We start from the raw sequence: 10,679 nt of genomic DNA, 5'->3' as shown, positions 1-10,679 counted from the left end.
GGGAGAGTAGGTCACCGCCAAACCTAATAAAGAACCAGAAAGTATCCTCTCAAAATGATGAACAAAACACAAAACGCCGGTAGCTGAATAAGCCGCCGGCGTTCGTGTGTTGGGGGGGCAGCTCGTGGAGAGAACGATGAATAGAGACACGCTAGATCGTGTTGCTCATGGTGCTCTGACAATTTAAATAATTGGTCGATATTAGTTAGTTCTCAGCATCATTTTCGTTAAATTCTATGTCTCCAGATCCCTTCTAGTTCTTTTAAGCATCTTCGCACCATATTCCGCGTTTGCATGATGCCGATCTTGCTTTCCTGATTTCGCGTCGAAGCGACGGTATTCCGGCCTCAGAAAACCTTTCTCAGTCATGGTGTCTTTAGGAGGTGTGACGAAGCGAACGTTCATCTTTTCTAGCTTCGAAGCGAAACGAGCGCGTGCCATTTGGTCCAAATACAAGGCGGTATCTTCCGAGGTCGAGATCTTACCCTTTGCCCTATTTAGCGACCAATGATCCGATCTGAATGGTGGACAAGAAATGACGAAAACATCTATACCGCGTGTCTTGAAGTGATCCAGCAACTCGAGAACCGGTTGTTGGTCTCTGTCGATGATGGCTTCGATCGTAGCGGTCGAGATTGGCCGCTTACCTTTATGACACACCGCGCTGGGTTCGTTCTCACTCCAGAACATGTGCTTGATTATGCGCGTTGTGTTGCTCCCCAACACAAAGCCCCAACGTGCGTTGGCATCGAAATGCGGAAGGTCGGTTACCTTCATCAAAATCTGTTGATACTGCTCAACAGTTGGGACGACCTCATTGTTGTTTATCGCACTGAAACTCGATTGGGTGTATTGTCCGGACCCCAGGGGAAATGCTTCGGAATTGGGCAACAATTCAGGATTGGAGTTAAGCGCATCCGCTAAGGCCATGACGTGTGAGTTGCCGGTGATCCAAGTCTTCATTTTGAGAACGCCTCTAGCATCATTTCTTCGCAGACCACATCGTCCTGATCCTGAGCTTCAGAACTTTCCGCAACTTCAGAACAGGGTTGTTCTTTCTCTTCGAAACCGAAGAAATGGTTCATAACGTGCTCGACACCATCAGGTGTTACTTGCCGTAGATTGGGGGCAAAGGCCGCGCCTTTCATGGGATGTGATGCCACCAACTCATAGCTCGGGAAATAGTCCACGAAATCGTATGTTTGATAGAGCTCACCACAAACCGCGCGCAGAACAGACTTGGAATAGACAGAGGCTGGAAGCACGTGTTGATCCGTTGCTGTTGCCGTCAGAGGCACGGGCGACACAGTGAACAGGAACTTGAGATCTTTGTTCATGCGCCGAGCAAGTTTAATGAATTTCTCCGATGCCTCTAAGACCTCGGCAAACCCGAAATTCCGGAACTCGTATTTCTTGGGATCAAACTCACCTGCGACGGTACCCGGACATGTCGGCAAAACGGCCCGGTCCTTTTTGCAGATCCAAGCTTCGGTTAATCCAAAGGTAAACACGAACAGATCGCTTCGGTGGCAAGTCGCTTTACTGCATTCAGATGAAAGGCGCGATCCTTGCGGGCTTCCTACAAGCTTTTGAATCCCCCAGCCTGAATGTTTGGGCGAAACGGATCATACCAGCGCCCACCTTGTTCCCAGAACTCTTCACGGGGCTTGAAGCGCCCTTTCGCGCGAAGCAACAACTGCAACATCTGGTTCATCGAGTAAACGTTGCCATAACAAGCTGAGTACATCGAATACCCAAGCTTAGGGTGATCTTCGGCAGCCAATTGGGGCGGTGCAGGTTCGAAATCTAGAAAGTTATAGCCGCGTTCTTTGAACTGACGCCCAATGTGTTGCGCAAAACAACTTCCCGCGGCCGCAATCTTCCAATCTTTGTCAATCTGGAAACGCGGAGAATAAATTTCAGGAAAATGATCGCCGTGATTTCGAGTTATGCCGTGCTTCTAGAACGCCTTCTTGGGCTTGCTCTCATAGGGGTTCATTTTTACAATCGCCATTCAATCTAAGGCCAATACGCGATTATCACCGACCAGTTGACCATTCAACCCAGTCTGGCAATTCAAGCATAAGCTAGAGAATGTGTTCACGCATTAGGGCAAAGATGCGAGCGCTTTTGTCTAAGCCTTAGGATCTCTACACTCAGTGAGTGAGTGCCCACACATCTCTGGCGAAAAGCCGTTCTTTTGGGTGATCTGGCCGGGTAGGTATTCAGTTCATTGATCATCCGAAGTTGCGCCGCGCGTCGTTCATATCAACTAGACGAGCCATCTTGTGTATTCAGACATTTTGGTTCTGGCCGCAGCAGCCACCTTTGTATTGGGCTATCTGATCATCAATCAGATCGCTTTGCGGGTGATGTTGCTGATTGGGACGGGGCTGTATGTCTGGTACTATGCTGTTGTTGCGGACACGCCGCTTTGGGCAGCGATATGGGCCAGTGCTGCAACGGGCACCGCGAATGTTATCGGCCTGACCAGCCTTCTTATTCGAAAGTCCAAATGGTCGATCCCCAAACGTGATAAGGATCTGTACCCCGCATTTGGCGCACTGCCTCCGGGTGACTTTCGTCAGTTGATGTTGATGGCCAACCGCGAAAAACGCACTCGAGGTGATGTTCTGACCAATGCCGGTGCTGGTGTCTCGACCCTGTACTATGTCATTTCGGGGCGTGTCGAGATCCGCAAGTGCGGCAGTGTGTTCTATATGCAAAGCGGGAATTTCGTGGGAGAGGTGGCCTTCCTGACCGAAGAAGACGCATCCGCCACCACATTGATGGCAGACGATGGCGAGCTTTTGTGCTGGGATGTGAAGGGGCTTCGCAGACGTGCTGCACGAGACACGCGGTTTCGGCTGGCGTTGGATGCGATGATCTCGCTTGATCTGGCGCATAAGGTGGCGAAGGCGGGTTCGCCGGACATTGACCACGTTAGCAGTTCTGCCGAAGCGGTGTGATCCTATTGACCATAGCGCAAAAGCAGCGTTTCCAGACCGGGGTTGGGATTTGGATGTCCCAGTCCGCCGTTCGAACGGTGATCCAATGATACGCCGATGCGTTCCCCGGATGAACGATATGCGCCCGCTTCGATCCCTGATCTGAACTCGACAGGATAGCCAAGACGCGGTCCATCGTTGGAACGCATCCACCAGCCGGGGATAAAGCTGAATTCAGCATAGCCAGGCCCGCTAGGCATCCGAAACTCGTTCACCGCACCAGCACCGATCCAGACGTCTCCAAGGCTATCGACGGATACGCCGACAACTGGGCGGAAGGGGCCGAAACTGACGGGAAGATCGTGGCGATAGTAAACCTCGCCCCCAATCGAATCTGCTTCGAAGATGAGGTTGCCTGCCGCCACGGTGTGGCGCGCAATTTCGACGGCTGGTTTGACGCAGCCGCGATCACAGTGATTGACCCACATGTCGATCAATCCTGTCAGCAGAAACAAAATGGCGAGTGTGCCGTCCATGAAACCCTCATTTGTTGCCAAAGACTTAGCGAACCTTGCGGGCGGAGTCACCCACCCAGTTTGCAAGACGCATTTTGTAACAGTTTTTTTTGCTGATTGCGCTTGAGCTTCCCGAAAACGGGGACTATACACACCACACTACTGGCGCGGGATGGAGCAGCCCGGTAGCTCGTCAGGCTCATAACCTGAAGGTCGCAGGTTCAAATCCTGCTCCCGCAACCAAAATCCGGTTTCCGGTCAAAAACCCTTCCTGAAAAGGAAGGGTTTTTTTGTTACGTCATCCTTCGGGTGAAGAAGCCATCAACCCGCGCATTTTTTCGATGGCGGCTTGCATCGCACTTTCCAGCCAAAGGCGGGCGCTGTCGCCCATGGCGGTGTACTGTTCAAGCATACCCTGCGTTTGTGGGAACCGCTCGGCGATATTTGGTGCGAGGACATAGAGGCAGACCAGAATCACCGCCAACAAAATTGACAGACTGAAGCCACGGCGGAAGCCGTTACCGCTGTCAGTCGCAGTCGTTGCGGCTGTACCAAGGTCGATCGTCGCCTCGCCTGCATCGTCCGGGGCGTCGAGGGTCGAGTTGATCTCTTCAATGTCCGGCAGCATGTCGCGGCTTTTCAGATCCTTTTCCTGGATCTCTTCCTCGACAATTTCTTCGTCTTCTTTCATGCGCCGAACACGTTCGGCAAGCGCTTCGTCGCTGTCGTCCTGTGCCGCATCCAGCCCCAGATCAGGCTGGGTTTCCAAGCTTTGGCTCTCGGTCTCGCGGGCGCGCAGCTCGTGTTCGGCTTCCTCTTGAAGGATCTGTTTGACCTCTTCGCTGACCTCTTTGCGCGGAAGGGCCGCCGCAGCGACGGCGGCAGGAATGGCGGTTAGCTCTGCTACATCATTTTCGTCTTCGACGCGCTCTTGATCTACCGGCGGCTCGACGTTGGTTTCTTCCTGCGCCTCGGCATTGGACGAAGTGTCAGAGGTTTCTTCAGGTGCGTCGTTGCTTGGTTCATCGTCGGAAACCGGCTCGTCCGGCGTCGATGCGTTAGCATTTTCTACCTCGTCAGGGGTAGTATCCGGGGCGCTGTCCAAGGTTGTCTCTTGATCGGGTTCTTGCGTTTCCTCGGGGGCCGGATTGGCGTCGGCAGCCTGTTCAGACTCTTCGCGGACCGGGGTCGGAGCGGGTGCAGGGATCTCGATCTTCGGTTCGGGTGTATCTTCAGGCGCAGCCGAGGACGGCAGAGGAGGTGTGAAAAACCACGCATGACCACAATTCGAACACTGAACATCGCGCCCCATCTCGGGCATTACGCGATCATCGACTTCGTATTGTGCGCCGCAATTTGGGCAAACCAAACGCATTTTTTATTATTCCCCTGAAACAGCCTGGATACTACTCGCCTTAATCAAGAGTAATATGAGCAAATATCTTGTGAAAATCAAACACTCCTGTGTCGCACATTGAAACAATCGTCTAGCTGAGGCACAACTGGCGACAACTAAGCACGAGGGCATCAAATTGATCGAGCTGGAACAGGTCGCCTATGGCTATGGCACCGGGACGTTGTTGTCCGGTGTGAACATGTCACTGGCGCAAGGATCGTTTCACTTTCTGACAGGGCCATCTGGGGCCGGTAAGACCACCTTGATGAAGCTATGCTATGGTGAACTGGTCGCCGAGCAGGGCGCCGTCGCGCTGTTTGGTCAAAACGTGCGCATGATGCAGCGTGATGACGTGGCAGAAATGCGCCGCCGTATCGGTGTCGTGCATCAGGATTGTCAGTTTCTGGATCATCTGAGCTTGGCGGAAAACATCATGCTGCCGCTGACCGTGTCGGGCCGGTCACTTCATGATCCGTCCGAACTGCAAGACCTTTTGGCTTGGGTCGGGTTGGAACAGCAAGCGAATGCGAAACCACCCGAGTTGTCAGGTGGTGAACGGCAACGTGCGGCTTTGGCGCGGGCGGTGATCATGTCGCCGGATGTGATCTTGGCGGATGAACCCACAGGGAACGTGGATTGGGACATGTCCATCCGTTTGCTTCAGTTGCTGGTAGAGCTGAACCGCATGGGGAAGACCGTGATGATTGCCACCCATGATATGAACCTGATCCGGTCGGCCAAGTCGCAAGTTCAGGCGCGAGTGCTGCGGATCTCGAACCATCAGGTGACAGCGGCGGGGGCAGCGCTGTGAAGACATTTCTGCCTAACCTGCTTCGTTTTCTGTCCGGTGATGCTCAGGCCGATCGCGTGGTTCCCCCGACCGGATTTACCGCACGCTTGACGGTGTTTGCGTCCGCTGCGATGGCGTTTTTGGCCGTGTTCGCCTTGGCGCTGTCATTGGCGACTGGACGACTGGCTGACCGCTGGGGCGACGCGCTGGCCAAAAGCGCGACCATCCGTATTTCTGCCCCAGCTGATCAGATGGATGCGCAATTGCTAGCCGTGACCGAGATCTTGGCGACCACCCCCGGCGTGAAAGAGGCCCGCCCCTTGGGAGAAGACGAACAGCGCGCATTATTAGAGCCTTGGTTCGGCCCGGACCTGCCGTTGGATCGCCTGCCGATCCCGCGCTTGGTCGAGGTGATCGAGGATGACGACGGCTTTGATGCAGACGGTTTGCGCGCCCGCTTGGCGGGCGAGGCCCCCGGCGCTATTCTGGACGACCACGCCCGTTGGCGTGAACCTTTGGTGAAAGCCGCCAAGCGTCTGCGGTCTTTGGGTTGGCTGGCGATTGTCTTGATCGCAGCACTTGCGGGTGTGGTGATTACGCTGGCGGCCTCGGCTGCTCTGTCGGCCAATGAGCAAGTGATCCGCGTGCTGCGCCTGATTGGCGCGCGCGACAGCTACATCGCCCACGCCTTTGTGCGCCGCTTTACCTTGCGCGCGCTTGGCGGGTCCGCCGCCGGCACCGTTTTGGGCGCGCTGACGCTGGTCTTGCTGCCCTCGGCCGGCGCTGAGGGTGGTTTCTTGACTGGGCTGGGCTTGCAGGGCTGGCAGTGGCTGTGGCCCGTTCTGATCCCGCCCTTTGCCGCACTTGTGGCCTTCCTTGCGACCCGGCGCACCGCCCAGACCGTCCTGCAGGAGAAACGCTGATGCGTAACGCAATCCAATGGCTGCGGTCCCTGTTGTTCATCACGCAGATGTACATCATGTTGCCGATTGTGGGCTTTGTCGGCGTGCCGCTTGTCTGGATCAAGCGCGACAACGCCTTCAAGGTGATCCATTTCTATTGCAATTGGGTGCGCTGGACAGCTTCGTGGATGGTCGGTCTGAAAAGCGAAATCCGCGGCGAGGTGCCGACGGGCGAGGTTTTGATCGCCGCGAAACACCAGTCGTTCTTCGATATCCTTTTGCTGGCCTCGGTCCTGCCGCGCTTGAAGTTCATCTATAAAAGCCAGCTGAAATGGGCGCCAATTATCAACATTTACGCCATCTATACCAACTCGGTCCCGGTGAACCGCGGCAAGAAGGGGGCGGCCATGAAGCAAATGGTCGCCGCCGTGAAGGAAGGGCGCAGTAAGCCCGGACAGATGGTGATTTTCCCACAAGGCACGCGTGTCGCGGCGGGGGCCAAGAAGCCTTATAAAGTTGGGATTGGTGTTCTGTACAAGGAAACCGATCAACCCGTTGTGCCCGCATCGACCAATGTCGGTGTGTTTTGGAAGCGCCACGGGATCATGCGCTATCCTGGTCTTGCAGTTCTAGAATTCCACGACCAGATCGAGCCCGGGCTTCAACTGGATGCCTTTATGGAGCAGGTCGAGGACGCGGTGGAAACCGGGTCTGACGCGTTGATGGCTGAGGCGGGGTTGAAACAGGGGGACTGATGGACTTCATCGAAACAACCGAAGATCTGGAAGCTCTCTATGGCACGCCCGGCGAGGCGTCCTTGGTTAAGGTTGCGGATCGCCTGACCCCAACCTATCGCAAATGGATCACGTCCTCGCGGTTCTGCATTCTGACAACCGTGGGGCCCGAGGGAACCGATGGCAGCCCGCGCGGCGACGATGGCCCCGTGGTGCTTGAGCTGGATGAACACCACCTCGCTTTGCCGGATTGGCGCGGCAACGAACGCATCGACAGCCTGCGCAATATGGTGCGTGATCCACGCGTGTCGCTGATGTTCATGGTGCCGGGATCAAGTAACGTCGTTCGCGTGAATGGCAAAGCCAAGCTAACCGCCGATTCTGATCTGCGCGCCCGGTTCGAGAAATCAGGCAAACAGCCCCGGACCGTGGCTGTGATCCGCATCCACGAGGTCTATTCCCAATGCGCCCGCGCCATCATGCGCTCAGGGCTTTGGACGGCGGGCGACGAAAGCGCCAACTTGCCCAGCGTGGGTGACATGCTGAAAGAAATGACCTCGGGCGAATTCGACGGGGCCACCTATGATACAGAATGGCCTAAACGCGCGAAAACGACGATGTGGTAGGCGTCAGGCGCTGAACTGCTCATACGCCTCACGCGCTTTGGCGCTGTATGCCAACGACGGGCCGCCACCCATATAGGTGGCCATGGCTAGGGCCTCGTTCAACTCATCGAGCGTGGTGCCCAGACGGACCAGAGACCGAACGTGAAAGCCAATGCAGCTGTCGCAACGGGTTGAAATGGCAATACCTAGGGCAATAAGTTCTTTGGTTTTTTCGCTGAGCGCGCCTTCGGTCTTCGCCGCCGTACCCATCTGACCGAAACCTTTCATCGTGGCCGGAACGTCCTTGGCCAGATGTCCAATATTGCCTTCGGTTTCTGCAAGAAATTCTTTCCAATCCACGGGAGTCCCTCCTGAAATGTGGTCCCATGAATATTGAGGACGCGGGCCGGGCTTCCAACCCGCCCCACGAAAGCGTGATCCGGAAGATTAAGCCGCCAGACCTTTCGAGCCCATTTTCAGGAATTTTTCGCGACGTTCCTTTAGCAGCTTGTCGCCGTCCTGACGTTTGATCAGCTTCTTCAACTCGGCCTCAATGGCCTTGCCAACTGCCGCGATGGTTTCATCGCGGCCACGTTGGGCACCGCCCATAGGTTCCGAGATGATCTTGTCGATCACACCCAGTTGCTTCAGGTCTTGCGCGGTCAGGCGCAGTGCTTCGGCGGCTTCACGCATCTTTTCTGCATTTTTCCACAGGATCGAGGCGCAGCCCTCGGGCGTGATCACAGAATAGATGGAGTGTTCCAGCATCATGACCGAGTTTGCCGTGGCAAGTGCTACCGCACCGCCAGAACCACCTTCGCCAATGATGACCGAGATGATCGGGGATTTCAGGTTCAGACAGCGTTCTGTCGAGCGTGCAATCGCTTCGGATTGGCCGCGCTCTTCGGCCCCTTTGCCGGGATAGGCGCCGGGCGTGTCCACGAGGGTCACGATGGGCAAGCCAAAGCGGTCGGCCAAATCCATCAGGCGGATCGCTTTGCGATAGCCTTCGGGGCGGGCCATGCCGAAATTGCGTTCGATGCGGGTCTTGGTGTCGTGGCCCTTTTCCTGACCCATCACGACGACCGGAATGTCGCCGATGCGGCCTAGACCGCCCATGACCGCGTGGTCATCGGCAAAGTTCCGGTCGCCAGCCAGAGGGGTGTATTCGGTAAACAGAGCGTTGATGTAATCCCGGCAATGCGGGCGGTCGGGGTGACGCGCCACCTGGCATTTGCGCCAGGGGGTCAGACCCTCGTACAGTTCTTTCAGCAGCTTGTCGGCCTTGGCATCCAGCGCTTGCGCTTCGCCTTCGATGTCCATCTCTTCACTGTTGCGGGCAAGCGCGCGCAGCTCTTCTGCTTTGCCTTCGATTTCAGCCAGCGGTTTTTCGAACTCAAGATAGTTGGTCATGGGCCTGCCTGATTACACAATGTTCATGACTATATGACCCTTGGGAAGCCGCTTTGCAACGGGGCGCAAGGATCAAGGCCGCCTGAAATGCCATTTCCAGCGACGGAATGTAGCGGCTCGCGCGTTAGTTGGTCAGATGACCGATAGGGTCGGTTGGAATAAAGCCGCAGATGCTGCGCGCCAAACGCGAAGGAAGCAAAGCCATGACACAACCTATTTTCGCCCGAAGAACCGCCTTTCGCGCCTTAACGGCCAGCTATTTGGTTTTGCTGATGTCGCTTTGCTTTGCAGCGGTTGCCACGTCCCACACTCTGCCCGGTCTTTGAGGTAGGCGATAACGCAGAAAGGCCCCGCGCAACTGCAGGGCCAATCGGTAGGTTTGGCTGGAATTAGCTTCCGGCAATCAGCTCGGCCTGTGCCACGATCACCTCGGCCTGCTTAATCGACGCGATGTCGACCAGACGGCCCTTGTAGACAGTTGCGCCTTCACCGTTGGCTTTTGCTTGCTCCATGGCCGCAAGAATCTCGCGCGCTTCAGCAACGGCTTCTTCCGACGGGGTGAATACCTCGTTCGCCAAGGCGATCTGTTTCGGGTGGATGGCCCATTTACCAACCATGCCCAGCGTGGCCGAGCGTTTGGCCTGTGCGATGTACCCTTCGTCGTCCGAGAAATCGCCGAATGGGCCATCGACCGGCAGGATGCCGTGGGTGCGGCAGGCGGCGACGATGGCGGCTTGCGCCCAGTGCCACGGATCGGACCAATGCTTCTCGCCCTCGCACAGCATGTAGTAGTTCTCTTGCGTGCCGCCGATGCCGGTGGTCTGCATGCCCATCGAGGCTGCGAAGTCAGCTGCGCCCAAAGACATGGCCTGCAAGCGAGGGCTGGAGGCCGCGATCGCTTCCACATGCGCAATACCAGCAGCTGATTCGATGATGACTTCAAAGCTGACGGGTTTGGTGCGCCCCTTTGCTTGCTCGATGGCAGTGACCAGAGCGTCCACGGCATAGACGTCTTCAGCGCATCCCACCTTCGGGATCATGATCTGGTCGATGCGGTCGCCAGCTTGCTCCAGCAGGTCCACAACATCGCGATACCAATAAGGTGTATCGAGGCTGTTGATGCGTACCGACATGTATTTATTGCCCCAATCGACGGTGTTCAGAGCTTCGATGATGTTGGCGCGGGCCACGTCTTTGTCCGAAGGTGCCACCGAATCCTCGAGGTCGAGGTTGATCACGTCAGCAGCCGAGGCCGCCATCTTCGGGAACAGTTTGGTATTCGAGCCCGGGCCAAACAATTGGCAACGGTTGGGGCGTGACGGGGCGGCGGGTTGCAGTCGGAAGGACATAGCGGACCTCTGGGTAATGATGTTGCG

General features: G+C 56.1%; 14 protein-coding genes and 1 tRNA gene. 7 read left to right on the top strand and 8 right to left on the bottom strand.

All coding sequences use genetic code 11. The features are described from left to right. Positions 1-234 precede the first annotated feature (234 nt). The 3 genes from ACXAH3_RS14335 to ACXAH3_RS14325 all read right to left on the bottom strand — a co-directional run bounded on the left by ACXAH3_RS14335 (position 235) and on the right by ACXAH3_RS14325 (position 1,846). Positions 235-963 carry a hypothetical protein gene (locus ACXAH3_RS14335; RefSeq protein ID WP_474862770.1) on the bottom strand — a complete coding sequence of 243 codons (729 nt, stop codon included), beginning with the start codon at positions 961-963 and terminating at the stop codon, positions 235-237. Beyond that, positions 960-1,511 (bottom strand): GSCFA domain-containing protein, encoded by a 552-nt coding sequence (locus tag ACXAH3_RS14330; protein ID WP_474862769.1) that lies wholly within the window; start codon positions 1,509-1,511, stop codon positions 960-962. The genes ACXAH3_RS14335 and ACXAH3_RS14330 overlap by 4 nt, the downstream gene beginning before the upstream one ends. Positions 1,512-1,579: 68 nt before the next feature. Beyond that, entirely contained in the window at positions 1,580-1,846 is a 267-nt protein-coding gene (locus tag ACXAH3_RS14325) for a hypothetical protein (RefSeq protein WP_474862784.1), read from the bottom strand. Positions 1,847-2,288: 442 nt separating this feature from the next. Between ACXAH3_RS14325 and ACXAH3_RS14320 the strand changes: the two genes are divergently transcribed. Next, entirely contained in the window at positions 2,289-2,969 is a 681-nt protein-coding gene (locus ACXAH3_RS14320; protein ID WP_474862768.1) for a cyclic nucleotide-binding domain-containing protein, read from the top strand. A gap of 2 nt (positions 2,970-2,971) precedes the next feature. Here the strand turns inward: ACXAH3_RS14320 and ACXAH3_RS14315 are convergent, their stop codons facing one another. Then, complete coding sequence (locus ACXAH3_RS14315) at positions 2,972-3,484, bottom strand: acyloxyacyl hydrolase (protein WP_474862767.1); 513 nt, start codon at positions 3,482-3,484, stop codon at positions 2,972-2,974. A 145-nt stretch (positions 3,485-3,629) separates the two neighbouring features. Between ACXAH3_RS14315 and ACXAH3_RS14310 the strand changes: the two genes are divergently transcribed. Continuing rightward, positions 3,630-3,706: transfer RNA gene (locus ACXAH3_RS14310), tRNA-Met, on the top strand. A 55-nt stretch (positions 3,707-3,761) separates the two neighbouring features. Here the strand turns inward: ACXAH3_RS14310 and ACXAH3_RS14305 are convergent. After that, positions 3,762-4,838 carry a zinc-ribbon domain-containing protein gene (locus ACXAH3_RS14305; RefSeq protein ID WP_474862766.1) on the bottom strand — a complete coding sequence of 359 codons (1,077 nt, stop codon included), beginning with the start codon at positions 4,836-4,838 and terminating at the stop codon, positions 3,762-3,764. Between the two features lie 157 nt (positions 4,839-4,995). Here ACXAH3_RS14305 and ACXAH3_RS14300 point away from each other — a divergent pair, with 157 nt between their 5' ends. Genes ACXAH3_RS14300 through ACXAH3_RS14285 form a run of 4 tightly spaced genes read left to right on the top strand, consistent with a single transcriptional unit; the run spans position 4,996 to position 7,911 of the window. Beyond that, a complete protein-coding gene (locus tag ACXAH3_RS14300; RefSeq protein ID WP_474862765.1) occupies positions 4,996-5,670 on the top strand; it encodes a cell division ATP-binding protein FtsE in 675 nt (224 codons plus the stop codon). Beyond that, positions 5,667-6,572 carry a cell division protein FtsX gene (locus tag ACXAH3_RS14295; protein ID WP_474862764.1) on the top strand — a complete coding sequence of 302 codons (906 nt, stop codon included), beginning with the start codon at positions 5,667-5,669 and terminating at the stop codon, positions 6,570-6,572. The genes ACXAH3_RS14300 and ACXAH3_RS14295 overlap by 4 nt, the downstream gene beginning before the upstream one ends. Continuing rightward, positions 6,572-7,306, top strand: coding sequence for a lysophospholipid acyltransferase family protein (locus ACXAH3_RS14290; RefSeq protein ID WP_474862763.1), 735 nt, complete (start codon positions 6,572-6,574; stop codon positions 7,304-7,306). The genes ACXAH3_RS14295 and ACXAH3_RS14290 overlap by 1 nt, the downstream gene beginning before the upstream one ends. Continuing rightward, entirely contained in the window at positions 7,306-7,911 is a 606-nt protein-coding gene (locus ACXAH3_RS14285; protein ID WP_474862762.1) for a pyridoxamine 5'-phosphate oxidase family protein, read from the top strand. Before ACXAH3_RS14290 ends, ACXAH3_RS14285 begins: the two co-directional genes overlap by 1 nt. Before the next feature lie 3 nt (positions 7,912-7,914). On the opposite strand, the gene ACXAH3_RS14280 is transcribed toward ACXAH3_RS14285, so the two are convergent. Together ACXAH3_RS14280 and ACXAH3_RS14275 are read right to left on the bottom strand one after the other, a co-directional pair. Continuing rightward, positions 7,915-8,250 carry a carboxymuconolactone decarboxylase family protein gene (locus tag ACXAH3_RS14280; RefSeq protein ID WP_474862761.1) on the bottom strand — a complete coding sequence of 112 codons (336 nt, stop codon included), beginning with the start codon at positions 8,248-8,250 and terminating at the stop codon, positions 7,915-7,917. 87 nt (positions 8,251-8,337) lie between these two features. Beyond that, a complete protein-coding gene (locus ACXAH3_RS14275) occupies positions 8,338-9,303 on the bottom strand; it encodes an acetyl-CoA carboxylase carboxyltransferase subunit alpha (RefSeq protein WP_474862760.1) in 966 nt (321 codons plus the stop codon). A gap of 203 nt (positions 9,304-9,506) precedes the next feature. Here ACXAH3_RS14275 and ACXAH3_RS14270 point away from each other — a divergent pair, with 203 nt between their 5' ends. After that, the gene (locus ACXAH3_RS14270; protein WP_474862759.1) at positions 9,507-9,629 is read left to right on the top strand and encodes a hypothetical protein; all 123 of its coding nucleotides are present in this window, start codon (positions 9,507-9,509) and stop codon (positions 9,627-9,629) included. 63 nt (positions 9,630-9,692) lie between these two features. On the opposite strand, the gene ACXAH3_RS14265 is transcribed toward ACXAH3_RS14270, so the two are convergent. Next, positions 9,693-10,652 (bottom strand): L-malyl-CoA/beta-methylmalyl-CoA lyase, encoded by a 960-nt coding sequence (locus ACXAH3_RS14265; protein ID WP_474862758.1) that lies wholly within the window; start codon positions 10,650-10,652, stop codon positions 9,693-9,695. Between the last annotated feature and the right edge of the window lie 27 nt (positions 10,653-10,679).

Source organism: Aliiroseovarius sp. ABM4_368 (assembly GCF_056161205.1).
This window is presented reverse-complemented; position numbering and strand designations above follow the sequence as displayed.